At 71.7% G+C, this 26,167-nt stretch carries 23 protein-coding genes and 1 pseudogene; 12 read left to right on the top strand and 12 right to left on the bottom strand.

Annotated features, from left to right (window positions below):
- Nucleotides 1-31: 31 nt before the first annotated feature.
- From gcvT to QC283_RS14115, 6 genes are all read left to right on the top strand, one after another.
- Entirely contained in the window at nucleotides 32-1,165 is a 1,134-nt protein-coding gene (gene gcvT / locus QC283_RS14140; protein ID WP_279561849.1) for a glycine cleavage system aminomethyltransferase GcvT, read from the top strand.
- Nucleotides 1,166-1,285: 120 nt separating this feature from the next.
- On the top strand, nucleotides 1,286-1,663 hold the full coding sequence (gcvH, locus tag QC283_RS14135; protein WP_279561848.1) for a glycine cleavage system protein GcvH: 378 nt from the start codon (nucleotides 1,286-1,288) through the stop codon (nucleotides 1,661-1,663).
- Nucleotides 1,664-1,677: 14 nt separating this feature from the next.
- Nucleotides 1,678-2,940: a serine hydroxymethyltransferase gene (glyA, locus tag QC283_RS14130; protein ID WP_279561847.1), complete on the top strand. Its 1,263-nt coding sequence runs from the start codon at nucleotides 1,678-1,680 to the stop codon at nucleotides 2,938-2,940.
- A gap of 96 nt (nucleotides 2,941-3,036) precedes the next feature.
- Nucleotides 3,037-4,404, top strand: a complete 1,368-nt coding sequence (locus tag QC283_RS14125) for an L-serine ammonia-lyase (protein ID WP_279561846.1) — start codon at nucleotides 3,037-3,039, stop codon at nucleotides 4,402-4,404.
- Nucleotides 4,405-4,546: 142 nt separating this feature from the next.
- Nucleotides 4,547-5,995, top strand: a complete 1,449-nt coding sequence (locus tag QC283_RS14120; protein WP_279561845.1) for an MFS transporter — start codon at nucleotides 4,547-4,549, stop codon at nucleotides 5,993-5,995.
- Between the two features lie 129 nt (nucleotides 5,996-6,124).
- Complete coding sequence (locus QC283_RS14115) at nucleotides 6,125-6,682, top strand: glycoside hydrolase family 25 protein (protein WP_279561844.1); 558 nt, start codon at nucleotides 6,125-6,127, stop codon at nucleotides 6,680-6,682.
- A gap of 10 nt (nucleotides 6,683-6,692) precedes the next feature.
- Here the strand turns inward: QC283_RS14115 and QC283_RS14110 are convergent.
- The 3 genes and pseudogenes from QC283_RS14110 to QC283_RS14100 form a co-directional block, all read right to left on the bottom strand.
- Nucleotides 6,693-7,430, bottom strand: a pseudogene (locus QC283_RS14110) (NADPH-dependent F420 reductase); the annotation flags it as partial.
- A 71-nt stretch (nucleotides 7,431-7,501) separates the two neighbouring features.
- Nucleotides 7,502-7,714, bottom strand: coding sequence for an EF-hand domain-containing protein (locus tag QC283_RS14105; protein ID WP_279561843.1), 213 nt, complete (start codon nucleotides 7,712-7,714; stop codon nucleotides 7,502-7,504).
- Between the two features lie 46 nt (nucleotides 7,715-7,760).
- Entirely contained in the window at nucleotides 7,761-8,675 is a 915-nt protein-coding gene (locus QC283_RS14100) for a MerR family transcriptional regulator (RefSeq protein ID WP_279561842.1), read from the bottom strand.
- A 48-nt stretch (nucleotides 8,676-8,723) separates the two neighbouring features.
- Here QC283_RS14100 and QC283_RS14095 point away from each other — a divergent pair, with 48 nt between their 5' ends.
- Nucleotides 8,724-9,362, top strand: coding sequence for a GNAT family N-acetyltransferase (locus tag QC283_RS14095; protein ID WP_279561840.1), 639 nt, complete (start codon nucleotides 8,724-8,726; stop codon nucleotides 9,360-9,362).
- Nucleotides 9,363-9,405: 43 nt separating this feature from the next.
- On the opposite strand, the gene QC283_RS14090 is transcribed toward QC283_RS14095, so the two are convergent.
- From QC283_RS14090 to QC283_RS14070, 5 genes are all read right to left on the bottom strand, one after another.
- Nucleotides 9,406-10,017, bottom strand: coding sequence for an ADP-ribosyltransferase (locus QC283_RS14090; protein WP_279561839.1), 612 nt, complete (start codon nucleotides 10,015-10,017; stop codon nucleotides 9,406-9,408).
- Between the two features lie 97 nt (nucleotides 10,018-10,114).
- Nucleotides 10,115-10,618 carry an ATP-binding protein gene (locus QC283_RS14085; protein ID WP_279561838.1) on the bottom strand — a complete coding sequence of 168 codons (504 nt, stop codon included), beginning with the start codon at nucleotides 10,616-10,618 and terminating at the stop codon, nucleotides 10,115-10,117.
- A gap of 273 nt (nucleotides 10,619-10,891) precedes the next feature.
- A complete protein-coding gene (locus QC283_RS14080; protein ID WP_279561836.1) occupies nucleotides 10,892-11,659 on the bottom strand; it encodes an enoyl-CoA hydratase/isomerase family protein in 768 nt (255 codons plus the stop codon).
- 180 nt (nucleotides 11,660-11,839) lie between these two features.
- Nucleotides 11,840-13,066 (bottom strand): L,D-transpeptidase, encoded by a 1,227-nt coding sequence (locus tag QC283_RS14075; RefSeq protein WP_279562006.1) that lies wholly within the window; start codon nucleotides 13,064-13,066, stop codon nucleotides 11,840-11,842.
- Between the two features lie 205 nt (nucleotides 13,067-13,271).
- Nucleotides 13,272-14,519: a L,D-transpeptidase gene (locus tag QC283_RS14070; protein ID WP_279561834.1), complete on the bottom strand. Its 1,248-nt coding sequence runs from the start codon at nucleotides 14,517-14,519 to the stop codon at nucleotides 13,272-13,274.
- A 170-nt stretch (nucleotides 14,520-14,689) separates the two neighbouring features.
- On the opposite strand from QC283_RS14070, the gene glgX reads away from it, so the two are divergent.
- The 3 genes from glgX to QC283_RS14060 all read left to right on the top strand — a co-directional run bounded on the left by glgX (nucleotide 14,690) and on the right by QC283_RS14060 (nucleotide 18,631).
- Entirely contained in the window at nucleotides 14,690-16,957 is a 2,268-nt protein-coding gene (gene glgX / locus QC283_RS14065) for a glycogen debranching protein GlgX (protein ID WP_279561833.1), read from the top strand.
- Between the two features lie 76 nt (nucleotides 16,958-17,033).
- A complete protein-coding gene (locus QC283_RS39575) occupies nucleotides 17,034-17,129 on the top strand; it encodes a putative leader peptide (RefSeq protein ID WP_361741438.1) in 96 nt (31 codons plus the stop codon).
- Nucleotides 17,130-17,230: 101 nt separating this feature from the next.
- Nucleotides 17,231-18,631 (top strand): sulfatase family protein, encoded by a 1,401-nt coding sequence (locus tag QC283_RS14060; RefSeq protein ID WP_279561832.1) that lies wholly within the window; start codon nucleotides 17,231-17,233, stop codon nucleotides 18,629-18,631.
- A gap of 13 nt (nucleotides 18,632-18,644) precedes the next feature.
- Here QC283_RS14060 and QC283_RS14055 read toward each other — a convergent pair whose 3' ends face one another.
- From QC283_RS14055 to QC283_RS14040, 4 genes are read right to left on the bottom strand one after another with little or no spacing between them, the layout of a single operon-like run.
- Nucleotides 18,645-19,289, bottom strand: a complete 645-nt coding sequence (locus QC283_RS14055; RefSeq protein WP_279561831.1) for a response regulator transcription factor — start codon at nucleotides 19,287-19,289, stop codon at nucleotides 18,645-18,647.
- A complete protein-coding gene (locus QC283_RS14050) occupies nucleotides 19,279-20,535 on the bottom strand; it encodes a sensor histidine kinase (RefSeq protein WP_279561830.1) in 1,257 nt (418 codons plus the stop codon). Before QC283_RS14050 ends, QC283_RS14055 begins: the two co-directional genes overlap by 11 nt.
- Before the next feature lie 40 nt (nucleotides 20,536-20,575).
- Nucleotides 20,576-21,325: an ABC transporter permease gene (locus QC283_RS14045; protein ID WP_279561829.1), complete on the bottom strand. Its 750-nt coding sequence runs from the start codon at nucleotides 21,323-21,325 to the stop codon at nucleotides 20,576-20,578.
- Nucleotides 21,322-22,224 carry an ABC transporter ATP-binding protein gene (locus tag QC283_RS14040; protein WP_279561828.1) on the bottom strand — a complete coding sequence of 301 codons (903 nt, stop codon included), beginning with the start codon at nucleotides 22,222-22,224 and terminating at the stop codon, nucleotides 21,322-21,324. The genes QC283_RS14045 and QC283_RS14040 overlap by 4 nt, the downstream gene beginning before the upstream one ends.
- A 148-nt stretch (nucleotides 22,225-22,372) precedes the next feature.
- On the opposite strand from QC283_RS14040, the gene QC283_RS14035 reads away from it, so the two are divergent.
- Together QC283_RS14035 and QC283_RS14030 are read left to right on the top strand one after the other, a co-directional pair.
- On the top strand, nucleotides 22,373-24,292 hold the full coding sequence (locus QC283_RS14035; RefSeq protein WP_279561827.1) for an ABC transporter ATP-binding protein: 1,920 nt from the start codon (nucleotides 22,373-22,375) through the stop codon (nucleotides 24,290-24,292).
- Complete coding sequence (locus tag QC283_RS14030; RefSeq protein WP_279561826.1) at nucleotides 24,289-26,163, top strand: ABC transporter ATP-binding protein; 1,875 nt, start codon at nucleotides 24,289-24,291, stop codon at nucleotides 26,161-26,163. The genes QC283_RS14035 and QC283_RS14030 overlap by 4 nt, the downstream gene beginning before the upstream one ends.
- Nucleotides 26,164-26,167 lie beyond the last annotated feature (4 nt).

The following is a 26,167-nucleotide window of genomic DNA, read 5'->3' as shown; positions in this document are numbered from 1 at the left end:
GCCACGTCCTGTCCTGGGAGACGAACGACCGATGAGCAGTACCGAACTCCGCCGTACCGCGCTCGATGCCACGCACCGCGCGCTGGGCGCGACGATGACCGACTTCGCGGGCTGGGACATGCCCCTGCGCTACGGCTCCGAGCGGGACGAGCACCTCGCCGTGCGCTCCCGGGCCGGTCTCTTCGACCTCTCGCACATGGGCGAGATCACCGTCACCGGTCCGCAGGCGGCCGAACTGCTGAACTTCGCGCTGGTCGGCAACATCGGCACCGTGAAGCCGGGCCGCGCCCGCTACACCATGATCTGCCGCGAGGACGGCGGCATCCTGGACGACCTGATCGTCTACCGGCTGGACGAGACCGAGGCCGGTTCTCCTCACTACATGGTCGTGGCCAACGCCTCCAACGCCCAGGTGGTGCTGGACGCGCTGACCGAGCGGGCCGCCGGCTTCGACGCCGAGGTCCGTGACGACCGCGACGCGTACGCGCTGCTCGCCGTGCAGGGCCCCGAGTCCTCCGGGATCCTCGCGTCGCTGACCGACGCCGACCTGGACGGCCTGAAGTACTACGCGGGCCTGCCCGGCACGGTCGCCGGTGTCCCGGCGCTCATCGCGCGCACCGGCTACACCGGCGAGGACGGCTTCGAGCTGTTCGTGAAGCCGGAGCACGCCGTGGAGCTGTGGCAGGCGCTGACCGGGGCGGGCGAGGGCGCCGGGCTGGTCCCGTGCGGTCTGTCCTGCCGGGACACGCTCCGCCTGGAGGCGGGCATGCCGCTGTACGGGCACGAGCTGTCGACCGCGCTGACGCCCTTCGACGCCGGTTTCGGCCGGGTGGTGAAGTTCGAGAAGGAGGGCGACTTCGTCGGGCGCGCCGCGCTGGCCGAGGCCGCTTCCCGGGCGGAGCAGAACCCGCCCCGTGTCCTGGTGGGTCTGGTCGCCGAGGGCCGCCGGGTGCCGCGCGCCGGGTACCGGGTCGTCGCGGGCGGCGAGGTGATCGGCGAGGTCACCTCGGGTGCCCCGTCCCCGACGCTGGGCAAGCCGATCGCCATGGCGTACGTCGACCCCGCGCACGCGGCGCCGGGCACCTCGGGTGTCGGCGTGGACATCCGGGGCAGCCACGAGCCGTACGAGGTCGTGGCGCTGCCGTTCTACAAGCGCCAGAAGTAGACAGTAGAGGGACACCGGTCGCGGCCGTCCCGGGCCGCGCGTACGTTTCCGCTGCTCACCGGTGGTGTCAGCGGTCCCCCCGTTCATCAGCACTTTCCCGCGTACAGGAGAATTCAGGCCATGAGCAACCCCCAGCAGCTGCGCTACAGCAAGGAGCACGAGTGGCTGTCGGGCGCCGAGGACGGCGCCTCGACGGTCGGCATCACGGAGCACGCGGCCAACGCGCTCGGTGACGTCGTCTTCGTCCAGCTCCCCGAGGTCGGCGACGCGGTGACCGCGGGCGAGACCTGCGGCGAACTGGAGTCGACCAAGTCGGTCTCCGACCTGTACTCCCCCGTCTCCGGCGAGATCACCGAGATCAACGAGGACGTCGTCAACGACCCGTCGCTGGTGAACTCCGCGCCCTTCGAGGGCGGCTGGCTGTTCAAGGTGCGGATCACGGACGAGCCGGCCGACCTGCTCTCCGCCGACGAGTACACCGCCTTCACCGCCGGCTGAGGAGTCACGACCGCATGTCGCTTCTGAACACACCCCTGCACGAGCTCGACCCCGACGTCGCCGCCGCCGTCGACGCCGAGCTGGACCGCCAGCAGTCCACCCTCGAGATGATCGCCTCGGAGAACTTCGCGCCCGTCGCGGTCATGGAGGCCCAGGGCTCGGTCCTCACCAACAAGTACGCCGAGGGCTACCCCGGCCGCCGCTACTACGGCGGCTGCGAGCACGTCGACGTGGTCGAGCAGATCGCCATCGACCGGGTCAAGGCGCTCTTCGGCGCCGAGCACGCCAACGTGCAGCCGCACTCGGGCGCCCAGGCCAACGCGGCGGCGATGTTCGCGCTGCTCAAGCCCGGCGACACCATCATGGGTCTGAACCTCGCCCACGGCGGGCACCTGACCCACGGCATGAAGATCAACTTCTCCGGCAAGCTCTACAACGTCGTCCCGTACCACGTCGGCGACGACGGCCAGGTCGACATGGCCGAGGTGGAGCGCCTCGCCAAGGAGACCCGGCCGAAGCTGATCGTGGCCGGCTGGTCGGCGTACCCGAGGCAGCTGGACTTCGCCGCGTTCCGCAAGGTCGCCGACGAGGTCGGCGCCTACCTGATGGTCGACATGGCGCACTTCGCCGGTCTGGTCGCGGCGGGCCTGCACCCGAACCCGGTCCCGCACGCGCACGTGGTGACCACCACGACGCACAAGACGCTGGGCGGCCCGCGCGGCGGTGTGATCCTCTCCACGGCCGAGCTCGCCAAGAAGATCAACTCCGCCGTTTTCCCCGGTCAGCAGGGTGGCCCGCTGGAGCACGTGGTGGCCGCCAAGGCCGTCGCCTTCAAGGTCGCCGCGAGCGAGGACTTCAAGGAGCGCCAGGGCCGTACGCTGGAGGGTGCCCGCATCCTGGCCGAGCGCCTGGTGCGGGACGACGCGAAGGCGGCGGGCGTCTCCGTCCTGACCGGCGGCACGGACGTCCACCTGGTCCTGGTCGACCTGCGCGACTCCGAGCTGGACGGTCAGCAGGCCGAGGACCGTCTCCACGAGGTCGGCATCACGGTCAACCGCAACGCCGTCCCGAACGACCCGCGTCCGCCGATGGTGACCTCCGGTCTGCGCATCGGTACGCCGGCCCTGGCGACCCGAGGCTTCACCGCCGAGGACTTCGCCGAGGTCGCGGACGTGATCGCCGAGGCGCTGAAGCCGTCCTACGACGCTGAGGCGCTGAGGGCCCGGGTGAAGACCCTGGCCGACAAGCACCCGCTGTACCCGGGTCTGAACAAGTAGACACCGCGTGTCCGGGGCGCCGTGCCCGCCACAAGCGAGCCCGGCGCCCCACCCCGAAGCACCGCCTCCGCACCACCCCCGTTCTGAGGAGTCCCCGTGGCCATCTCGGTCTTCGACCTGTTCTCGATCGGCATCGGCCCGTCGAGCTCCCACACGGTCGGCCCGATGCGGGCGGCCCGCATGTTCGCCCGCCGGCTGCGGGGCGAGGAGCTGCTGGACACCGTCACCGGCGTCCGCGCCGAGCTGTACGGCTCGCTCGGCGCCACCGGCCACGGCCACGGCACGCCCAAGGCGGTACTGCTCGGCCTGGAGGGCGACTCGCCGCGCACGGTGGACGTGGAGAAGGCGGACGAACGCGTCGAGACGATCAAGTCCTCGGGCCGCCTCCGTCTCCTCGGCGAGCGCGAGATCGCCTTCGCCTACGACGACGACATGGTCCTGCACCGCCGCAAGGCCCTCCCGTACCACGCCAACGGCATGACGCTGTGGGCGTACGACGCGGCCGGCACGGAAGTGCTCTCCAAGACGTACTACTCGGTCGGCGGCGGCTTCGTCGTCGACGAGGACGCGGTGGGCGCGGACCGCATCGTGCTCGACGACACGGTGCTCAAGTACCCCTTCCGCACCGGCGACGAGCTGCTGCGCCTGGCCCGGGAGACGGGCCTGTCCATCTCCGCGCTGATGCTGGAGAACGAGCGGGCCTGGCGCGACGAGGACGAGATCCGCGAGGGCCTGCTGGAGATCTGGCGCGTGATGCGGGCGTGCGTGGAGCGCGGCATGTCCCGCGAGGGCATCCTGCCGGGCGGTCTGAAGGTCCGCCGCCGCGCCGCCAACACCGCGCGCAAGCTGCGCTCGGAGGGCGACCCGCAGGCCCTGTCCATGGAGTGGATCACCCTCTACGCCATGGCCGTGAACGAGGAGAACGCGGCCGGCGGCCGGGTCGTCACCGCCCCGACGAACGGCGCGGCGGGCATCATCCCGGCGGTCCTGCACTACTACATGAACTTCGTGCCCGGCGCCGACGAGGACGGCGTCGTCCGCTTCCTCCTGGCCGCGGGCGCGATCGGCATGCTCTTCAAGGAGAACGCCTCCATCTCCGGCGCCGAGGTCGGCTGCCAGGGCGAGGTCGGCTCCGCCTGCTCCATGGCGGCCGGCGCGCTCGCCGAGGTGCTGGGCGGCTCGCCGGAGCAGGTGGAGAACGCCGCCGAGATCGGCATGGAGCACAACCTCGGTCTGACCTGCGACCCGGTCGGCGGCCTGGTCCAGATCCCGTGCATCGAGCGCAACGGCATGGCCGCGGTCAAGGCGGTCACGGCGGCGCGGATGGCGATGCGCGGCGACGGCTCGCACAAGGTGTCCCTCGACAAGGTCATCAAGACCATGAAGGAGACCGGCGCGGACATGTCGGTGAAGTACAAGGAGACGGCGCGGGGCGGGCTGGCGGTCAACATCATCGAGTGCTGACCGGCCGTCGCACACGCGGCGAACGGGGACCGCGCGGACGGCGGCACCGCGCGGGCGTCTCACATCTTGACACCGGGTTTCCGAAAAATAAGACGCCTGAGATCGTTGCGATACCCATGTATCGCACGTGAAAGACCGAGAGATGCCCGCACCGTCCCCCCACTCCGCTCCCGCGCAGGCACCCGTCAATTCGCGGTCCCGCGTCCTCATCGCCAGCCTCATCGGCACGACGATCGAGTTCTACGACTTCTACATCTACGCGACCGCCGCCGTGCTGGTCTTCCCCGCGCTCTTCTTCCCGAACAGCGACCCCACCACGGCCCTGCTGTCGTCCTTCGCGGTCTTCGGTGCCGCGATGGTCGCCCGGCCGATCGGCGCCGTCTTCTTCGGGCACCTCGGTGACCGTCTCGGCCGCAAGAAGACGCTGGTGATCTCACTCCTCACCATGGGCATCGCCACGTTCCTCATCGGCGTACTGCCCACCTACGCACAGGCCGGCTGGGTCGCCACCGCGCTGCTCGTGCTGATGCGGCTGGCGCAGGGCTTCGCGCTCGGCGGCGAGTGGAGCGGGGCCGCGCTGGTCGCGACCGAGAACGCCCCCCGCGGCAAGCGCGCCCTGTACGGGACCTTCCCGCAGCTGGGCGCCCCGCTCGGCTTCATCATCGGCAACGGCCTGTTCCTGATCATCGGGGCGCTGCTGCCGTCCACGGCCGGCGCCGACCCCACCCAGCCCTCCGAGGCCTTCACCAGCTGGGGCTGGCGCATCCCGTTCCTGTTCTCCGCCGTGATGGTCGCGATCGGCCTGTGGGTGCGCTCGCGGCTCGTCGAGTCGGCGGTGTTCGCCAAGACCCGCGAGGCCGGGAAGGTGCGGAAGCTGCCGCTGGCCACGGTGGTCCAGGGCCACTGGAAGCAGCTGATCCTGGGCACGTTCATCATGCTGGCGACGTACGTGCTCTTCTACCTGATGACCACGTTCTCGCTGAGCTACGGGCGTACCGCGAAGGACGCCGACGTGCCGGGGCTGGGGTACAGCTACACCACGTTCGTCCTGATGATGATCTTCGGTGTGCTCTTCTTCGCCGTGTTCACCCTGGTCTCCGGCCCGCTCGCCGACAAGTACGGCCGCCGCGCCACCCTGATCTGGATCACCGCCGCGATCGTGGTCTTCGGCCTGGTCTGGGTGCCTCTGATCGACCTGGGCACGCTCGGCGTGGTGCTGTGGCTGGTGCTCGGCTTCACCCTGATGGGCATGACCTTCGGACCTATGGGCGCGCTGCTGCCGGAGCTGTTCCCGACGAGTGTGCGCTACACCGGCTCCGGAATCTCGTACAACGTCAGCTCGATCCTCGGAGCGGCCGTCGCCCCGTTCATAGCGGTGGCGCTGTGGGAGGCCGGAGACGGCTCCCCGTGGTTGGTCGGCGTCTACCTCTCGGCGATGGCGGTGCTGACGCTGACCGCCCTGCTGCTCGGCAAGGAGACCAAGGACGTCTCCCTGGACGAGGGCGAGAGCGAGGCCGAGGCCGCCTTCGGGGAGACGTCCGACGGCGGCACGCCCGCCACCGCCAGCTCCGTCACCTCCTCCGCCCCCTGATCCCACCGGCGTTCACCACCGCCGTACGCCGAGCATCCGCACGCCCGGCGTACGGCATCGACTGCCGGGCATAACAACTACCTACGCCCCCGGGGCACTTCCGCCCCACCGGCAACCGAGGGAGTCGTCATGCTGCGCGGCATCGACGTCAGCGCGTACCAGTCCTCCACCTACGACACCGACGGCCTCTCCTTCGTCTTCATGAAGGCGACGGAGGGCCGTTCGTACGTCAATCCGAAGCTCAAGGACCAGACCGAGCGGGCCCGCGACGCCGGTCTCGTCGTCGGCTTCTACCACTTCCTGTGGCCGGGCAACCTCACGGACCAGGCCGAGTACTTCGTCTCCAAGGCACCCGACAAGAAGGGTGACATCCTCGCCGTCGACTGGGAGACGACCGGCGAGGGCACCCACGCGAGCAACGCGGAGAAGGACAGCTTCATCCGGAAGGTGAAGAAGCTCCGGCCGGACAACCGGGTGATCCTCTACGCGAACAGGAACTACTGGCTGAACGAGGACACCACGTCCTATGCGGGCGACGGCCTGTGGATCGCCGACTACGTGTCGGCCGGCGAGCCCCGCATCAAGGCCAAGTGGCGCTTCCACCAGTACACCGACGACCCGGTCGACACCAACGTCGCGGACTTCGAGAGCAAGGCCGCGCTGAAGAAGTGGGCCGAGGGAGCCTAGCCTCCCGCCCCTAGCCCCTGAACGCCGCCGGACGCTCCGGCGACGCCTCCGCCAGGGCCTTGGTGACGCCCTCAACGCCCGCGCGCAGGCCGTACACCGGGGTGTCGGGCTGCTGGCGCCAGGAGTCGTCGATGCCGCCGGCGTCCACGGTGTCGAAGCCGATCTCGTCGATCAGGGTCCGCACCCTGGCCTTGGCCGCCTCGTCGTCACCGGCGACCGGGAGCGCCATGCGGTCGGGGTCGCCGGCCGGGCGCGGACGCTCCAGGATGTCCTGGGCGTAGGTGCCGTTGAAGGCCTTGACCACCGGGTGGCCGAGGTGGCGTTCGATCCAGCGGCTCTCGGTGAGGCCCTCGTCCTCGATGGCCGCGATCCGCCCGTCGCGCTGCCGCGGGTAGTAGTTGTTCGTGTCGATGACCACCACGCCGTCGGCCGCCCCGTCGAGGACGCCGGACGGCAGGTCCGGGACCGCCTTCAGCGGGATGGTGACGACCACGATCTCGGCGCCGCGCGCCGCCTCCCCGACCGGCACCGGGGTGGCCCCGGTCTCCTCGGCCAGTGCGGTGAGCGTGTGCGGGCCGCGGGAGTTGGCGACCAGGACGTCGTGTCCGAGGGCGGTCAGCCGCCGGGTGAGGTTGCCGCCGATGTTGCCCGCGCCGATGATGCCGATCTTCATGATGCCGACTCGCCTGGCCTTTCGGAGGTCGTGTGGTGCCTGGCCCGGCGGCTCGCGCCGGTGACCAGCCCAACCTCCGGCTTTGACCGGATATTCCGCCCGAGGGGCGCCCCCGGTCGACCGGTCGGGCGCCCCTCACCGCGTCGTCACTTGCTGAGGTGTGCCCAGAACTCGTCGAACGACAGAACCTTGTCCCCGTCGAGGTCGCGACCGGCGATGATCGCCTCGGCCACCGACTCGGTGACGTTCCAGTCGCCGCCCTGGGCCAGCGCGGTCTTGAACTCGGCCGCGGTGATGAAGCCGTCCTTGTCCGTGTCGATCCGCTCGAACTGCTTGCGTGCTTCCTCGATGTCCGCCACCGGTCCGCCCCTCGTCTTGTGCTGGGTCCTTCTGACGCAGGTCAGATTAGCTGCCCGTCCGAGCGTCCAGTGCGGCGACCACCCACCCGAACTGCTCCTCGTAGGCGGACGGGGGCTCGACGCCGTTCACGATCGCGGAGAGCTCCCGGTAGCGGGCGAGGCGGACGTTCGTCACCGCGGTGAGACGCTCCCGTACGACGGCCGGGTCGGCGTCGCCGATGAGCTCGCGCAGGATGTCGGCGGCTCGCGGCGAGTGGGGCGCGACGTCCTCGCTCAGCGCCTCCCCCGCGACCCGCACCAGGCGGCTCACGAACCACAGGGAGGAGCCTGTGGGGACGTCCGGCCCCCGGTCCGCCGCGTTGAACTCGATCATCCGGCGCATCGTCGCCCGGAACTCCGGGTCCTGGATCAGCTCGGCCAGCTCCACCCAGGCGTCCACCTGTTCGGGGGTGGGATCGTCCGGCAGGTCGGCCGCGGCGAAGCGCAGGCGGGTGCGGATGTCGGGGTCGGCGGTGTCGACGCCCGCGAAGACCTCCGTCATGAAGTCCTCGATGATGCGCCGTCGTTCGGCGGCGGACAGTCGCGCCAGTTTGTTCATCAGGGTCGTCTCCTCTGCGGTCGAGCCGCGTCGTGCCACGGTCGACAGCACCGCACGGGTCACCCTGAGCGCCCGGATCTGTGCGTCCAGCGCGCTCACGTGCGCCGCCGCGACCTGCGCGACCGTCGTCTCGCCGGCAAGGACGCGGCGTACGGCGTCAAGGCCGAGGCCGAGTTCACGCAGGGTGCGGATCAGCTCCAGACGGGCGACGGAGGCGGCGTCGTAGAGCCGGTAGCCGCCCGCGGAGCGGGTCACCGGGGGCAGGGCGCCCTCGTCGGACCAGAAGCGGATGGTGCGCACCGTGAGTCCGGTGGTCCGCGCCAGTTCGCCGATGGTCATGAGTCCGGTGCCGTCGTCGATCATGTGTGTGAGTCTGGGCCTTCCAGTGGGTGGAGACTCAAGGAGCGCGGTGTGGCGGAGAGCCTGCGGGACATTCTGGACGCGGCGGCGCGGGGCGTCTTCCCGGCGGCGGACGGCGGTACGACCGTCGTGCCGCAGCACGGTTCCCGGGACGCGGGGGTGATCGCGTTCACGGCGCACTCGGTCGTCTTCACGGACGAGGACCCGCGGTGGGTGCGCAAGACGCTGGACGGGCTCGGCTGCGACCCGCTCGCCGCCACGATGCACGCGCGGTTCCTGACCGCGTTCATGGAGCGCACGGGACGGACGACCGACACGATCGACGTGCTGCTGACCGGTGCTCCACTTCCGGGCCGGCCGGAGCTCGCGCTCACGGAGGTCGCCGACCCCGGGCATCCCCGGGTGGTCTCGGCCCGTCGGCGGCGCGACGACGTGCGGGTGTGGGCGGCGGACGGCGGCGTGCTCGTGCTGGGCCGCGGGGTCGCCGGGCGGCTGGAGGTCGCCGTGGAGGTGGCGGAGGCGGTACGGCACCGGAGGCTGGGGCGGCGCCTGGTGACGGCGGCGCGGCAGCTGGCCGGGGACGAGCCGGTGTGGGCCCAGGTGTCGGCGGGGAACGCCCGCGGTCTGCGGGCGTTCCAGGCGGCGGGTTACCGGGCGGTGGGGTCGGAGGCGCTGTTCCTCCGGCCCTGAGTCCCTCGGGCCGTGAGTCAGGGCCTGCCCTGAACCGGGGCCATCAGTGCCAGGGCTTGTAGTGCGGGTTGCTCTCGCACTCGCTCATGATCTCTGTCTTGGTCTGCCGGTCGACCGGGCAGACGCCGATGACGTACTGCCGCTTGATGCCGCCGGGGAAGGCGACCTCGACCTGGTCGGCCCACTTGTGGGTGTCGCCGATGGTCTTGTTGACGTCCACGCCGCCGGGGGCGTCGATGTAGTAGTTGTAGCCGGACTTGTACCAGGTCTTGTACAGGTCGTGGTCGTAGGTCGTCGAGACGTACGGCGAGGGCTGGTTGACCAGGACGTACTTCTCGACGTCGTACTGGCCGTTCAGGACGTCCCTGGCGTGGAAGCCCTCTTCGAAGACGACCTGCGGTCCCCGGCTGTCGCTGCGGTAGAGGGTGCCGCACGTGGTGCGCCAGACCGGCTCGGGAGTGATGCGGTCGATGTCGACGCCGGGGTCGGCGGCGGCCTTGAGCTTGTCGTCGAACTGGGGGCAGGCGGGGGCGGCCTTGGCCGGAGCCGTCGCCGGGGCCGCGGTCTCCGGGAGCGTGGCGGCCGAGGTGGCGAAGACGGCGGAGAGGGAGAGGACGGCGGCAGCGGCCCGGCGCCGCAGACGAGTGGTGATCATGCCGGTACGATCCCGCCCGCGCGGCGCCGGGCCGGGGACCGTCACCCGTAGGTGGCGTGTCTGCCGAACCGGCTTGATCTCAGCGGCAGATGGGGCCTCAGCGGTCCAGCACCCGCATCTCGAACCAGGTCGTCTTCCCGCGCGGCAGCAGGTCGACGCCCCACCGGTCGGACAGCTTGTCCACGAGGAAGAGGCCGCGTCCGCTGATGTCCGTCTCCTGCACCGGCATCAGACACGGCAGCCCCCGGGAGGGGTCGCGGACCTCGACGCGGATCCAGCCGGGGCGGCGGCGCATGTGGAGGCCGAAGACACGGGCGCCGGTGTGGCGTACGGCGTTGCCCACCAGCTCCGAGACGAGCAGGACGGTCTCCTCCGTCGCCTTGGGGCCGAGATTCCACTGGCGCAGGGCCACGACCTGGGCCAGTCTGCGGGCGGTGGCGGCGGACTCGGGGAGGGACGGTAACGGAATCTCGCGCTCCGTCGGATTGCCGAACAACTCCAGTGCCTTGAGCGCCCGTTCGTCCTCGACCGCCGGCGACCAGCGCGCCGCGGTCGCCCGTCCGGCTCCCCGCGGCTGTTCCGTACCCTCCAGCCCCGCCATACCTCCATCATGGCCGTCCCCAGGGGACCCCGGGGCCGTTCCCGGCGAATACGCCCCTGCCGGGCCACGGCCCGGCGAGGGGCGATCGGCATATGCCACAGGCAGTTCAGAGCCATGAAAAGCCCCGCTGACCTGCGTGGACGACTCGGCCGGAGACAAGCGGCGGACTCCCTCGACACGACGCGCTTAATGGTGCGTTAAGGCTGTCATAAACCGCCCTATCGAGGGACCTGGAATCAGACACCGCGTCAACTGCAAGTGATGCGCGCGAACTTAGAGGAACTTCGCCTTCCCGGGGCCCTCCTCCACGAAGCTGCGCATCCCGCGTTCGCGGTCCTCGGTGGCGAACAGACCCGCGAACCAGTTCCGCTCGACGGCGAGGCCGGTGTCGAGGTCCGTCTCCAGACCCGTGTCGATCGACTCCTTCGCCGCGCGCAGGGCGATGGCGGGCCCCTTCGCGAGCCGCGCGGCCCAGGCGTGCGCCTGCTCGTAGACCTCGGCGGCCGGCACCACGCGGTCCACCAGGCCGAGCGTGAGCGCCTCGTCGGCCTTCACCTGGCGGCCCGTGAAGATGAGGTCCTTGGCCTTGGAGGGGCCGATCAGCCGGGACAGCCGCTGGGTGCCGCCCGCGCCGGGGATCAGGCCGAGCAGGATCTCGGGCTGGCCCAGCTTGGCGTTCTCGCCGGCGATGCGGAAGTCGGCGCAGAGGGCGAGTTCGCAGCCGCCGCCGAGGGCGTATCCGGTGACCGCCGCGACCACCGGCTTGGGGATGCGGGCCACCGCGGTGAAGGAGTCCTGCAGGCCACGGGAGCGCGCGATCATCGCCGCGTGGTCCATCACCTGCATCTCCTTGATGTCCGCGCCGGCCGCGAACACCTTCTCGCCGCCGTAGATCACCACGGCGCGTACGTCCTCGCGGCGGGTGGCCTCCTCGGCGAGCTCCTTGAGCCGGTCCTGCGTGGCGACGTCCAGCGCGTTCATGGGCGGGCGGTCCAGGCGCAGCGTGCCGACGCCGTCCGCGACTTCGAGATGTACGGTCATGCCCAGCAGGTTAACGGCGCCTAACGGAAACTTGGTCGGTGCCGTCGCTCACACTCGGCCGGGGGTCCGGGGGTCGCCCCCGGGCAGGCACAGCACGACTGTTAACGGCGTCGGCCCCGGTGCCGTACCTCACATCGAGGACGGACACCGGGGCCGTACGCCGGACTCTCACCGGAAGGCTCAGGCCTTCCACTTCTCCCAGGACATGTTCCAGCCGTTGAGGCCGTTGTCCGGGGCGATGGTCGCGTCGTTGGAGTTCTTCACCACGACCACGTCGCCGATCAGCGAGTTCTCGAAGAACCAGGCGCCCGGTGCCTTCTCGTCCCAGCCGCCGCGCACGTCGCGCAGGCCGATGCAGCCGTGGCTGGAGTTGCGGTTGCCGAAGGCGTCGCCGCCCCAGTAGTTGCCGTGGATGAAGGTGCCGGAGGTGGACAGGCGCATGGCGTGCGGGACGTCCTTGATGTCGTACTCGCCGCCGTAGCCGACCGTCTCACCGTTCATCCGGGTCACCGGGAGCCGCTCGGTGATGACCATCTGGCCGTTCCAGGTCTCGTAGCCGGGCGCGCCGGTGGTGATGGGGATCGTCTTGACGGTCTTGCCGTCCCGGACGACCTGCATCGTGAGCTTCTTGGCGTCGACGACGGAGACCTGGCTGCGGCCGACGGTGAAGGAGACGGTCTTGGCCTGCTCGCCGTAGACGCCGTCGCGGCCCTCGACGCCGTCGAGGTTGAGGTCGACGGTGACCTTGGTGCCGGCCTTCCAGTACTTCTCCGGGCGGAAGTCGAGGCGGTCGTTGCCGAACCAGTGGCCCGCGACCTCGACGGCCGGCTCGGTCCTGACGCGGATGGCCTTCTCGACCTCCTCGGGGTTGGTGATGCCCCGGGTGAAGCGGATCGAGAACGGCATGCCGACGCCGACCTTCGAGCCGTCCTCCGGTGTGAAGGTGCCCATGAAGGTGTTCTTCGGCGTCAGGGTGGTGAAGCGGGAGTCCTCGGCCGCCGTACGGCCCTCGGAGTCCTTGGCGACCGCGTGCACGGTGTACTTCGTGGCGGCGGCCAGATGGGTGGACGGCGTCCAGGTGGCGCCGTCCCCGGATATCTCGCCGTCGACCTTCGCGCCCTCACCGTCCTTGACCACGACCTCGGTGAGCTTGCCCTTCGCGGCGGCTATCTTCAGAGCCCCGCTGGTGTCGACGGCCTTGGCCCCGTCCTTCGGGGCGATGGTGACGACGGCCTCGGACTGCTTGCTCTGTGCCGCGGTGGAGTCCTTCACGTTCTCCCCGCCGCCCTCCCCCGCCCCGGCTCCCGAGCCGGACCCTCCCCCGCCGCACGCGGTGACCGTCAGCAGCACGCCCAGTGCCAGCGCCGACAGCGCCCTGCCGCGTCCCTTGCCGCCCCGCCCCCGGATGCCGGCCGACGACGTCCCCGATATCGGACGCACGTTCAACTTGTCTCCCCTCGCCGGGCCTGGTCGGGCCCGCGCCCCAGTGCGCCTGCGCACGCACGGGCGCATCGTAACCGCAGGCCAGGGGGGTGGGGGGCAGCGGAATTGTCACTGTTCCGTACCGAGTTGGCGATCGGGGGCCGAGATCACGTCGGCGTCACGTCCGCCGTCACTTCACCGCGCTGCCCGCCTTCCACTTCTCCCAGTTCATGTTCCAGCCACCGAGACCGTTGTCGGGGGCGACCTTCTTGTCCTTGCTGTGGACCACCTCGACGACGTCGCCGATCAGGCTGCGGTCGAAGAACCAGCCCGCCGGGGTGTCGGAACCGCCGCCCTTGACGTCGCGCAGTCCGACGCAGCCGTGGCTGACGTTGGCCCGGCCGAAGGTGTCCTCGGGCGCCCAGTAGTTGCCGTGCAGGAAGGTTCCGGAGCTGGTCAGGCGGATGGCGTGCGGCACGTCGGGGATGTCGTACTCGCCGCCGAAGCCGACCGTGCGGCTGTTCATACGGGTGACGTCGAGCATCTCGGTGATCACCATCTTGCCGTTGTAGGTGGGGGTCTTCGGCGCCCCCGCGGTGATCGGCACGGTGGTCAGCAGCGTGCCGTCCCGGCGTACCTGCATGGTGCGCTCGGCCGCGTCGACGAGCGAGACCTGGCTGCGGCCGACGCTGAAGGAGAACGTCTTGTGCTGGAGCCCGTAGATCCCCGGCGCGCCCTCGACGTCGCGCAGGCGCAGGTCGACGGTGACCTCGGTGCCGGGCTTCCAGTACTCCTTCGGGCGGAAGTCGAGGCGGTCCCTGCCGAACCAGTGGGGGCGGATCTCGGTGGCGGGTTCCGCGGTCACCGAGACGGCGCGTTCGACGGCGGCGCGGTCGGAGATCTCCCGGCTGAACTCGAGCGAGACGATCATGCCGGTGCCGACGACCGAGCGGTTCTCGGGGGCGACATACGCGATGAAGCGCTCGTCGGGGACGTAGGTGGTGAAGGTGGTGTGCCGGGCGGAACGGCGCCCCTGGCCGCTCAGGGCGACGGCGTCGACGGTGTACCTCGCGGCCAGCGCCAGCCGGTCGTCGTCGGGTTCCCAGCGCAGGCCGTCGTCGGAGATCCGGCCGGGCACCGGGGTCTCCTGCGCGTCCTGCGACTTGACCACCTTCACCGACTCCAGCCGTCCGTCGGGCACCCGGACCGACAGCTTCTTCTCCGGCCGGACCGCCTTGCTGCCGTCGTCCGGGGTGATGCGGATGGCCTCCTCCGCCGCGGGGGGTTTGCCGAACACCCCGCCGATGCCGCCGATGCCACCGCCGGATCCGCCGCCGTCCGAGGTGCAACCGGCGGCCCCGGCCAGCAGTCCTGCCCATGTCAGTACGGCGGCCAGAGCGGCCCCCGCGCGCCGTGCGCGCCCATGTACGTGCCTCACATCCACCCGTAACGACCGGTCGGCCCTGGGGAAACGTGAGTGCGAGCCATGCGGTGGGCAGAACTGTGGGGAGGACGACGCGACGGGGAGCGGCGGTCGGGACGCCGCACGCCCTCCTCCCGTCTTCCTGTCTGAGGCACGTCGTTCCACGAGCCGCAGGAGGCTGACAGGTGTCCAGCGCAGCCGAGCAGGAGGTGGCCGGCGACCAGGCCGCCGAGGACGGGCGCCCCGCCGTCGTGGTCAACGGCGCGCGGCGTGCCGCGGTGCCGCCCGCCGTGCCGGCCTGGCCCGGCACCCCGGTGCCGCTGGGCGCCCGGTTCCGGACCGGCCCGGACCAGGTGGCGGGGACGAATTTCGCGCTGTGGGCGGGCGGGGCGGAGTCGGTGGAACTCTGTCTGTTCGACGGTCCGGGCCCCGGTGGCAGGGAGAGCCGGGTGCGGCTGACCGAGCTGACGCACGAGATCTGGCACGGCTTCGTGCCGGGCGTGGGTCCCGGGCAGCGGTACGGCTTCCGGGTGCGGGGCCGCTGGGACCCGTGGACCGGCGCCCGCTGGAATCCGGCGAAGCTGCTGCTCGACCCGTACGCGCGTGCGGTCGACGGCGACTTCTCCCTGCCGCCCGAGGTGTACGGGCATGTGCGGGACTGGCCCGAGCAGCATGTGGCGGACACCGTGCGCGACGACCGGGACTCGGCGCCGTACGTCCCGAAGGGCGTCGTCGTCCACGATGGCGGCCCCGACGACGAATGGACGTACGACCGGCGGCCGAAGACGCCGTGGGCGGACTCCGTCATCTACGAGCTGCACGTGCGCGGCTTCACCAAGCTGCACCCCGGCGTCCCCGAGGAGCTGCGCGGCACGTACGCCGGTCTGGCGCATCCGGCGGCGATCGAGCACCTGACGCGGCTGGGCGTGACGGCGGTGGAGCTGCTGCCGGTGCACCAGTTCGCGCACGAGAGTCATCTGCTGGAGCGCGGCCTGAAGAACTACTGGGGCTACAACTCGATCGGCTACTTCGCCCCGCACGCCGCCTACGCCGCCTCCGGCACCACCGGTGAGCAGGTCGGCGAGTTCAAGCGGATGGTGCGCGCGCTGCACGCGGCGGGCATAGAGGTCATCCTCGACGTGGTCTACAACCACACGGCGGAGGCGGGCGAGCTGGGCCCGACGCTCTCCCTGAAGGGCATCGACAACCGCGGCTACTACCGCCTCCAGCCGGACGCGCGCAGGTACGCCGACTACACGGGCTGCGGCAACACCCTGCACGTCGTGCAGCCGCACGTCCTGCGCCTGATCACCGACTCCCTGCGCTACTGGGTGACGGAGATGGGCGTGGACGGCTTCCGCTTCGACCTCGCGGCGGCGCTGGCCCGCTCCATGCACGACGTCGACATGCTGTCCCCGTTCCTCGCGGTGATCGCGCAGGACCCGGTGCTGCGGCGGGTGAAGCTGATCGCCGAACCGTGGGACGTCGGTTCGGGCGGCTACCAGGTCGGCGCGTTCCCGCCGCTGTGGACGGAGTGGAACGACCGCTACCGCAACTCCGTGCGGGACTTCTGGCGGCACGCGCTGCCGGACGTGCGGGAGATGGGCTACCGCCTGTCGGGCTCCAGCGATCTGTACGCGTGGGGCGGGCGGCGGCCGTACGCGTCGGTCAACTTCGTCACCGCGCACGACGGCTTCACGCTCCGGGACCTGGTCTCCTACGAGCGCAAGCACAACGAGGCGAACGGCGAGGGCAACCGGGACGGCACCGACGACAACCGGTCCTGGAACTGCGGCGCGGAGGGAGAGACGGACGACGAGGAGGTACGGGCGCTCAGGCGGCGCCAGCTGCGCAACCTGCTGACCACGCTGCTGCTGTCGACCGGGGTGCCGATGCTGGTCGCGGGCGACGAGCTGGGCCGCACCCAGGGCGGCAGCAACAACGCCTACTGCCAGGACAACGAGATCAGCTGGGTGGACTGGAGTCTGCTGGACGACCCTCAGTGGCGGCCGCTGTTCGAGCTGACCTCCCGGCTGATCGCGCTGCGGCACGAACACCCGGTCCTGCGCCGCCGGGCCTTCTTCTCCGGCCGGGCGCACTCCGCGGACGGCCTGCGCGACCTGGCCTGGTTCACGGCCCGGGGCACGGAGATGACGGAGCGGGACTGGTACGCCCCCGCCGCCACCCTCGGCATGTACCTGTCCGGCCGGGACATCCCGGGCCGGGACGAGCGCGGTGCCGCGATCGTCGACGACAGCTTCCTGACCGTCCTGCACGCGGGTGACCGGCCGGCCGGCTTCGCGCTGCCGGGGCCGCCGTGGGCACAGCGGTACGAGGTGGTCGTCGACACCAGCCGGGAGCGGCAGGCCGACGCCCCGGGCGGGACACACCCGGCGGGGACGGAGATCACGGTGCCGGCGCGGTCGGTGCTGCTGCTGCGGGTCGTCGGCTGAGGTCTCGTTTCGGCTCCGTGAACTCGGCGGCGATCTTCTTGACCGGCGTACCGGCCGGCTGGCAGCGTCCCGGAGCATGAGGTCCTCCGCTGCCCGCCGGTCCGTGGGCGTCGCACTCGTGGTGCGACGCCACGTCGACCTGTGCCGGCAGTCCAGCGCCGTCTGTCGCTGACCCGCGCGCCTGCTTCCGCGCCTCTCCTCGCCTCTTCTTCACGTCTCTTCGCTTCCCCCTCCTCTCCTCACGACTCTTCTCCTCTTCCCCAGGGATGACGCATGCCTGAGATATCCCGTCGTGTCTTCGGCGGACTGCTGGGCGGCGGCGCGGTGGGCGCCGTGGCCGGCGCCTCCGACACCGCCGCGGCCTCCCCCGCCGAACGCCCCTTCCGGACCCGCCCCGGCGCGGCCCGCCCCCGCAGACGTCCCAACATCCTGTTCATCCTCGGCGACGACCTCGGCTGGGCCGACCTGTCGTCCTACGGCGCCCCGCACATCCGCACGCCCCACCTGGACCGGCTCGCCGCCCAGGGCGTCCGGTTCACCCAGGGTTACTCCGGCTCGGCCACCTGCTCCCCGACGCGCTTCAGCCTCTACACGGGCCGCTTTCCGGGGCGCGCGAAGGGAGGCCTGGCGGAGCCTCTCGGCAACCGCTCCCAGGGCCTGGACCCGGATCACCCCACGCTGGCCTCCCTGCTGAAGAGGGCGGGTTACTCGACCGCGCTCATCGGCAAGTGGCACTGCGGCTGGCTGCCGGACTACAGCCCCACCAAGTCCGGCTGGGACGAGTTCTTCGGCAACTTCGGCGGGGCACTGGAGTACTTCTCCAAGCTCGGCCAGCTCGGCGACTACGACCTGTACGAGGGCGACTCCACCTACCAGGACCTGCGCTACTACACCACCGTCCTCACCGAGCGGGCCGTCGAGTACGTCGGCCGCGACCACGACCGGCCCTGGCTGCTCAACCTGAACTTCACCACCCCGCACTGGCCGTGGCTGACCGAGGACGACGAGGAGACCGGCGCCGAGATCGCCGCGAGGGTGCGCGCCGGGAAGGTGCTGGGCGGGCTGCGGCACAGCGACGGCGGCTCGGTGGAGAAGTACCGGGAGATGGTGCGGAGCCTGGACGCGTCGGTCGGCGAGGTGCTCGGCGCGCTGCGCCGCTCCGGGCAGGAGGAGAACACCGTCGTCGTCTTCGCCAGCGACAACGGCGGTGAGCGCTTCTCGTACCAGTGGCCGCTCAGCGGCGGGAAGTCCGAGCTGCTGGAGGGCGGCATCCGGGTGCCGACCATCCTGCGCTGGCCCGCCCGTGTCGACGCCCGGCAGGTCAGCCACGAGCCGGTGTACTCACCGGACTGGACGGCGACCCTGCTGGAGCTGGGCGGCGCCCGGCCGGACCCGGCGTACCCGCTGGACGGCCACAGCCTGGCCGGCTACCTCCTGCGGGGCGAGGACGTACCCGGGCGCGACCTGTTCTGGCGGGTGCGGGGCAACCGGGCGCTGCGACGCGGCGACTGGAAGTACTACCGGGACGCGGACGGCGGGGACCACCTGTACGACCTCGGCACCGACGCCCGTGAACAGGCCGACCTGGCCGCCGTCCGGCCGGAGCTGCTGGCCGAACTGCGGGCGGCCTGGGAGCGGGTGGACGGCGGACTGCTGCCCTACCCGGCGTCCTGAGCCCGGCCGCGGCTCAGCCGAGGATGCCCCGGTCGTAGCCCACCGCCACCGCGGCCGCGCGGTCGCCCACACCGAGTTTGGCGTAGAGGTGGGTGAGGTGGGTCTTCACGGTCGCCTCGCTGATGAACAGTTCACGGGCGATCTCCTTGTTGGAGGTGCCCCGGGCGACCAGGGCGAGCACCTCGCGCTCCCGGGCGGAGAGGGGTTCGCCGCCGGGTGCCCTGGGGGTGCGGACGGCGGAGACCAGGCGGGTGGCGACGGCCGGGGAGAGGACGGTGCGGCCCTCGGCCGCCGCGCGGACCGCGGTGAACAGCTCGTCGCGGGGCGCGTCCTTGAGGAGGTAGCCGGTCGCGCCGGCCTCGATCGCGGGCAGGGTGTCGGAGTCGGTGTCGTACGTGGTGAGGACGAGGACCTTGGCGCGGGCGCCGCGCCGGGTCAGTTCCCGGATGGCGTCCACGCCCGAGCCGCCCGGCATCCGCAGGTCCATGAGGATGACGTCCGGGTCGAGGGCGGCGGCCCGCTCCAGCGCCTCGACGCCGTTCGCGGCCTCGCCGAGGACGCGGAAGCCGGGCGCGGACTCGAACATGCCGCGCAGGCCGTCGCGGACGACGGGGTGGTCGTCGACGATGAGGAGGGAGATCACGGCGTCATCGGTCATGGCGGACCAACGGTACGCGAGCCGAGACGGCCGTCCCCTGGCCGGGTTCCGCCTCGACCGTGAGTGACCCGGCGATGCGTTCGGCGCGGGCCCGCATGCCGGGGAGGCCGAAGCCTCCCGTGTGGGTGCGCCGCCGTACGGCGTCACGGTCGAAGCCCCGGCCGTCGTCACGGATGTCGAGGGTGACCTCGTCGCCCATGTAGGAGAGGGTGACGCCGACCCGGCCGGCGGCGGCGTGCCGGGCGGTGTTGGACAGGGCCTCCTGGGCGATGCGCAGGAGGGTGGCCGCGACCTCGTCGTGGAGCGGCTCGGCGGTGCCGGTGACGGTGAACCCGGCCGGTATCCCCGTTCGTTCGCCCCACTCCGTCACCGTCTTCTTCAGGGCGTCCGGCAGTCCGTCGTCGGCGAGGGCGACCGGGGAGAGGTTGTGCACGGAGCGGCGGGCCTCGCCGAGGCTGTGGCGGGCCAGGGCGAGGGCGCGCTCCATGTGCGCGCGGCCGAGGGCCTGGTCGGGGGTGGCCGCGACGACCTGGAGCTGGGCGATGATGCCGGTCAGTCCCTGGGCGAGGGTGTCGTGGATCTCGGCGGCCAGCCGCCGGCGCTCGTCGGCGACGCCGGCCTCCCGGGCCTGCACGAGGAGTTGGGCGTGCAGGGCGGCGTTCTCGTCGAGGGCCTGCTGCAGGGCGGTGTTGGTGCGCTCCAGTTCGGCGATGGTCTCGACACGGGCCTGGGAGCGGGCCTCCTCCAGCTCGGCGAAGTGACCGAAGAGCAGGACCAGCACGGTGTTGGCCGCGAGAATGGCGCCGAAGAGCACCCATTGCAGCTGCCCGCTCGGCGGCAGCCCGCCCGCCTGCGAGCCCGCCAGCGTCACGGCGGTGGCGAACAGACCGGCCTTGCGCAGGCGGCGGGGAAGCAGGCGCTCGACGCTGAAGTAGCCGATGGCGGCGTAGAAGGCGAACAACGGATTCGCCCAGGTGAGCGCGAACCCGACCGCCCAGCGGATCGCATAGTGCCAGACACCCGCGGCGGTGGACGGTCCGGGACGGGTGCGGGCCACCCTGCTCCAGCACAGGTGCAGGACGACGGCCGCGCCGATCAGGGCGCCGCACGTCCAGCGCTCGGCCGTGGTCATCGCGAACGCGTCGGCGGTCGCCCAGGCGATCGGGGTGCTCAGGAGCAACAGGCCGTACGGGCCCCAGCGTTCGAACAACGCCCATCGGTCGTCGATCAGCGTCGTCTGCGTCATGGCGTCATTGTCGGCCACGCCCGCGCGCTGCCCCATGTGCTCACTCCCAGCGGAACCAGCGCGAGGCCGCCGCCGTGAGCAGCACCGTCCAGGCCGCCAGGACACCGAGGTGGGTCCAGCCCGGCCAGTCGCCCGCCGCGGCGTCGTTCAGGGCCTGCGCGGCGGCACCGAAAGGGGTCCAGCCGACGATGTCGCCCAGCACGTCCGGCATGGCCTCCACCGGCAGCCACACGCCCGCGCAGAACATGGCGGGGAAGAGCGCGGTCGACCCGAGCGCGGTGGCGATCTTCGTCGTGCGGGCCAGGGCGGAGAGCAGGGCCCCCAGGGCGAGGGACGCGCCCAGGGCGAGCAGCAGGGCGAGGAGGTAGCCGAACGGCTGCCCCGGCAGCGTCACGTCGAAGGCGAGCCGGCCGACCGCGAGGGTGACCAGGGCCGAGAGCAGCGCGCCACCGCCGAGCACCAGCATCTGCGCGGTCAGCAGGGCGGCGGGCCGTACCGGCGTGGTCGACATCCGGCGCAGGATGCCGTTCTCCCGGTAGCCGGCGATCGTCGGCGGCATGCCCTGGAGCCCGCCGACGATCAGCCCGAGGAGGACGGCCACCGGCACGTAGGCGTCGACCGGCCGCAGGCCGCCGAGGTTCGGGTCGGTCTCGCGGAAGGTCGGGACGGAGCCCAGGATGGCCAGGAGCAGGGTGGGGAAGAGCAGGATCCAGAAGACGCTGCCCGGTTCGCGCCCGAAGAGGCGGATCTCCGTCTTCAGTACGGCGGTGTTGAGGACGTCGGTCTTCATGCCGTGGCCTCCGTGAGGTCCAGGAAGGCGTCGTCCAGCGTGGCGTCGGTGACGCGCAGCTGGTGGGCGGTGACGCGGGTGCGGGCGAGGAGGGTGATGACGGCGTTGACCGTCTCGTCGGTCCCGGACAGGGTGACGCGGCCGTCCTTGCGCTGGACCGAGGCGAGCCCCGGCAGCGCGTTCAGGTCGTCGTCGTCCAGCGGCGCCGACGGCGTGAAGCTGATGACGGTGGCGCCCGCCGACCGGCGGATCAGCCCGGCCGGCGTGTCCAGGGCGGCCACCCGCCCCTTGTCGATCACGGCGATCCGGTCGCAGAGGCGCTGCGCCTCCTCCATGAAGTGCGTGACCAGCAGGACGGTGACTCCGTCCGCGCGGATGTCCTCGATGAGCTGCCAGGTCTCGCGCCGGGCGCGTGGGTCGAGGCCCGTGGTCAGCTCGTCCAGCACCACGATCCGCGGGTCGCCGATCAGGGCGAGCGCGATGGACAGGCGCTGCTTCTGGCCACCGGAGAGCTTGCCGAACCGGGAGTCCAGCTTCGGGGTGAGGCCGAGGCGTTCGGCGAGCGGGCGCCAGTCGGCGGGCTTCGGGTAGAAGCCGGAGTACAGCTCCAGGGCCTCGCGGACGGTGAGTTTCGGCTGGAGCTCACTCTTCTGGAGCTGGGCGCCGAGGACGCGGGTGACCTCCCTGTGGTCGGCGACGGGGTCGAGGCCGGTGACGCGGACGCGCCCCGCGTCGGGGACGCGCAGGCCCTCCACGCACTCGACGGTGGTGGTCTTGCCGGCGCCGTTCGGGCCGAGGATGCCGAAGATCTCGCCCTCCTCGACGGCGAACGACACACCGTCGACGGCGGGGTGGTCGCCGTAGGACTTGCGCAGATCGGTGACTTCGATGACGGGCATGACGTCAGGGTCCCGGGACACGGGCGTGCGGCACATCGGCCGACGCGCTCGAAGGCGCATCAGCCGATCGGTTGATGCCCCCGTACGACCCCGGTGAGCGCGAAAATCCGATGGGCAGTGTCAGTGGTGAACCGTAGGCTCGCTGCTGATGCCCACGACACCTGTACCCACCAAGGACCCCGCTCCGGTTCCCGGGCCGAACAGCGCGCCGGATCCCGCCGGGGAACGGTCCACCGTACGCTCGCTGCTGCGACTGTGGCCCTATGTACGGCCCGTGCGGGCGCGGTTGGGGAGTGCCGCGTGCGTGGGGATCCTCGCCTCCTGCGTGGGGCTGGTGATCCCGCTCGTCCTCAAGTGGATGGTGGACGGGCCGGTCGCCGACCGCGATCCGGCCGGCGTGTGGCTCGGGGCGCTGTACCTGCTGCTGCTCGGGCTGGCGGAGGCGCTGCTGTTCGGGCTGCGGCGGTGGCTGGTGGCCCGGCCGCTGGCCGGGGTCGAGGCGGGGATGCGGGCGGACCTGTACGGGCGTCTGCAACGGCTGCCGGTGGCCTTCCACGATCGGTGGGCCTCGGGGCAGCTGCTGTCGCGCGGGACGACGGACCTGATGCTGCTGCGCATGTTCCTGGCCTTTCCGTTGACGTTCCTGCTGGTCAACGGAGTGACGATCCTGGTCGGCGTGGCCATCATGCTGGTGCAGGACTGGACGCTGGGGCTGGTCACCCTGGGGCCTGCCATTCCCGTGATGATCACCTGCGTGATCTTCGAGAAGAAGTACTCGGCGGTGGCGCGGCGCGCGCAGGACCAGGTCGGTGATCTGACGACCGTGGTCGAGGAGAGCGTGCTCGGCGTCCGGATCATCAAGGGGTTCGGCCGGCACCGCAGCCAGGCGAGGGCCTTCCACGAGCTGTCCCACACGCTGCGCGGGACGGAGCTGCGCAAGGCGCGGCTGCTGGCGGCCATCTGGGCGGTCATCGTGACGCTGCCGGAGCTGGCGATCGCCGCGGCGCTGGTGGTGGGCACGGTGCAGGTGGCGGACGGGTCGTTGTCGGCGGGGACGCTGGTGGCGTTCCTGTCCACGGCGCTGGCGCTGCGGTGGCCCGTGGAGTCGATCGGCTTCCTGCTGGCGATGAGTCAGGAGGCGGCCACGGCCACGGACCGGTACTTCGAGGTGATGGACGCGGAGGCCGAGACCGGTGCGGCCGCTACGACGGCCCGCTCCCAGGCCGGCCGCGAAGCCGACGCCGGTGACGGCAACGGTGGCGGCGACAGCGACAGGGACGGCCTGCGGTTCGAGGGCGTCCGCTTCCGGTATCCCGACGCGCCCCCCGACTCCCCGCCCCTCCTCGACCGGGTCGACCTGCACATCCGCCCCGGCGAGTCGATGGCCCTGGTCGGGGCCACCGGCAGCGGGAAGACGACGCTCACCGCGCTCGTCCCCCGCCTGCACGAGGTGACCTCCGGACGGATCACGCTGGACGGCCGGGACATCACCGACCTGCCCCGCGAGGAACTGCGCTCCATGGTCGCCGTGGCCTTCGAGGAGCCCACGCTCTTCTCGGCGACCGTCGGCGAGAACGTGCTGATGGGGGCCGGTGAAGGCGCCGGCGACGAGGAGCTGGTGCGGGCGCTCGCCGTCGCGCAGGCCGACTTCGCGCACGCCCTCCCCCAGGGCACCGGCACCCAGGTCGGCGAGCAGGGCCTCACCCTGTCCGGCGGCCAGCGGCAGCGCCTCGCGCTCGCCCGGGCGGTGGTCGGCACACCGAGGTTCCTCGTCCTGGACGACCCGCTGTCCGCGCTGGACGTGCACACCGAGGCCGCCGTGGAGGCCGCCCTGCGGCAGGTCCTCGCGGACACCACCGCCCTGATCGTGGCGCACCGCCCGTCCACGGTGCTGCTGGCCGACCGCGTCGCGCTGCTCTCGGGCGGCCGCGTCACCGCCGTCGGCACCCACCAGGAACTGCTGCGCACCAACGCCGAGTACGCCCACCTGATGTCCGGGCACGAAGAACGCGACGGGCAGGACGCGCACGTCGGGCACGAGGAGTCAGAGGAAGGGGACGGCCGATGACCGCGCCCACGGCCACCGCGCCGGACCGGGAGCGACCGGAGGACGGGGACCCGGCGGCCGAGGCGGAGACCCGCGCGGCCGACGACCTCTTCGACCGGGACGTCCTGCCCAGCCCGCCGGGCGCGACCGGTGCCCTGCTGCGCTCCCTGCTGGTGCCGTGGAAGGCCCGGGTCGCCCTCACCGCCTTCCTCCTGCTGCTCCAGCAGGCGGCGGTGCAGGCGGGCCCGCTGCTGGTGGCGTACGCCATCGACCACGCGGTGCCGGCCCTCCGGGACGACGACCACGGTCCGCTGATCGCGGTGGGCGCCGGTTACCTGCTGTGCTCGCTGGCCGCGGGCGGGCTGCAGTACGCGTTCATCGCCACCGCGGCCCGCGTCAGCCAGGACGTGCTGCTGGACCTGCGCGACCGGATCTTCCGCCACGCGCAGGCGCTGAGCGTCGACTTCCACGAGCGCTACACCTCGGGCCGGCTCATCTCCCGCTCGACCACCGACGTGGAGTCGCTGCGCGAGCTGCTCGACGAGGGTCTCCAGGAGCTGGTGACGGTCATCCTCTCCTTCGTCTACATCGCGGCGCTGCTGCTCTGGCTGGACCTGGGGCTCGGCGGCGTCGCGGTGGCGTCGTTCGTGCCGCTGTACGGGCTGGTGCGGCTGTACCAGCGGCGGGCGGGGCGGGTGTACCGGCAGCGGTCCACGGCGATCGCCGCGGTGATCGTGAAGTTCGTGGAGACGATGAACGGCATCCGGCCGGTGCGCGCCTTCCGCCGCGAGGCCGCCAACGACGCCGACTTCGCCGTACTGAACCGGCGCCACGAGCGGACGAACGGCAACGCGCTGCTGGAGATGGCCCGTTACGTCGTCGGTTCGCGGCTCGTCGCCAACACGGCCGTCGCGGGGATCGTGCTGTGGGGCGCCTACCGGGTCGCGGACGACACGCTGGCGCTCGGCGTGCTGGCGGCGGCGGTGCTGTACCTGCGCCGGCTGTACGACCCGATCGACCGGCTCGGCATGTTCCTGAACTCCTACCAGTCGGCGGCGGCCTCGCTGGAGAAGATCGCCGGACTGCTGGCCCAGACGCCGTCCGTGCCCGAGCCGGCCGCGCCGAAGGAGCTGCCGCCGCCGGCGTCCGAGCATCCCGGGCGCGAGGTCGTCTTCGACGGGGTCCGCTTCGGCTACCGCACCGGCGGCGAGGTGCTGCCCCGCTTCGACCTGACGATCCCGGCCGGGCAGACGGTCGCCGTCGTGGGCTCGACGGGCGCGGGCAAGTCGACGCTGGCCAAGCTGCTCGCCCGGTTCTACGACCCCTCCGACGGGCGGGTCCTGCTGGACGGCACCGATCTGCGCGACCTGGCCGTGCCCGAACTGCGGCGCGGGGTGGTGATGGTGACGCAGGAGGCGTTCCTGTTCTCCGGCACGGTCGCCGAGAACATCGCCATCGGCCGTCCACAGGCGACGCGGGAGGAGATCGAGCGGGCCGCGAAGGCGATCGGCGCCCACGACTTCGTCGCCGCGCTGCCCGACGGCTACGACACCGACGTCCGCAAGCGGGGCGGCCGGATCTCCGCGGGGCAGCGGCAACTCGTGGCGTTCGCCCGCGCGCTGCTCGCCGACCCGGCGGTGCTGATCCTGGACGAGGCGACCAGCTCGCTGGACGTCCCCGGTGAGCGGGCGGTGCAGCGGGCGATGGCGACGGTGCTGAAGGGCCGTACGGCGGTCGTGATCGCGCACCGGCTGTCCACCGTGGAGATCGCCGACCGGGTGCTGGTGATGGAGCACGGCCGGATCGTGGAGGACGGCGCACCGGCCGGGCTGATCGCCGGTACGGGGCGTTTCGCGGACCTGCACCGGGCCTGGCGGGACAGTCTGGCGTGAGGGC

The organism is Streptomyces sp. DH41 (genome assembly GCF_029813785.1).
Classification (GTDB): domain Bacteria; phylum Actinomycetota; class Actinomycetes; order Streptomycetales; family Streptomycetaceae; genus Streptomyces.
This window is presented reverse-complemented; position numbering and strand designations above follow the sequence as displayed.

Coding starts and splice junctions, on each gene's coding strand:
- QC283_RS14115 (WP_279561844.1), top strand. CDS start 6,125: ATGCTGCGCGGCATCGACGTCAGCGCGTACCAGTCCTCCACCTACGAC.
- QC283_RS14120 (WP_279561845.1), top strand. CDS start 4,547: ATGCCCGCACCGTCCCCCCACTCCGCTCCCGCGCAGGCACCCGTCAAT.
- QC283_RS14090 (WP_279561839.1), bottom strand. CDS start 10,017: ATGATCACCACTCGTCTGCGGCGCCGGGCCGCTGCCGCCGTCCTCTCC.
- QC283_RS14035 (WP_279561827.1), top strand. CDS start 22,373: ATGCCCACGACACCTGTACCCACCAAGGACCCCGCTCCGGTTCCCGGG.
- QC283_RS14045 (WP_279561829.1), bottom strand. CDS start 21,325: ATGAAGACCGACGTCCTCAACACCGCCGTACTGAAGACGGAGATCCGC.
- gcvH (WP_279561848.1), top strand. CDS start 1,286: ATGAGCAACCCCCAGCAGCTGCGCTACAGCAAGGAGCACGAGTGGCTG.
- QC283_RS14085 (WP_279561838.1), bottom strand. CDS start 10,618: ATGGCGGGGCTGGAGGGTACGGAACAGCCGCGGGGAGCCGGACGGGCG.
- QC283_RS14060 (WP_279561832.1), top strand. CDS start 17,231: ATGCCTGAGATATCCCGTCGTGTCTTCGGCGGACTGCTGGGCGGCGGC.
- QC283_RS14030 (WP_279561826.1), top strand. CDS start 24,289: ATGACCGCGCCCACGGCCACCGCGCCGGACCGGGAGCGACCGGAGGAC.
- QC283_RS14100 (WP_279561842.1), bottom strand. CDS start 8,675: ATGATCGACGACGGCACCGGACTCATGACCATCGGCGAACTGGCGCGG.
- QC283_RS14055 (WP_279561831.1), bottom strand. CDS start 19,289: ATGACCGATGACGCCGTGATCTCCCTCCTCATCGTCGACGACCACCCC.
- QC283_RS14040 (WP_279561828.1), bottom strand. CDS start 22,224: ATGCCCGTCATCGAAGTCACCGATCTGCGCAAGTCCTACGGCGACCAC.
- QC283_RS14080 (WP_279561836.1), bottom strand. CDS start 11,659: ATGACCGTACATCTCGAAGTCGCGGACGGCGTCGGCACGCTGCGCCTG.
- gcvT (WP_279561849.1), top strand. CDS start 32: ATGAGCAGTACCGAACTCCGCCGTACCGCGCTCGATGCCACGCACCGC.
- QC283_RS14050 (WP_279561830.1), bottom strand. CDS start 20,535: ATGACGCAGACGACGCTGATCGACGACCGATGGGCGTTGTTCGAACGC.
- QC283_RS39575 (WP_361741438.1), top strand. CDS start 17,034: ATGAGGTCCTCCGCTGCCCGCCGGTCCGTGGGCGTCGCACTCGTGGTG.
- glyA (WP_279561847.1), top strand. CDS start 1,678: ATGTCGCTTCTGAACACACCCCTGCACGAGCTCGACCCCGACGTCGCC.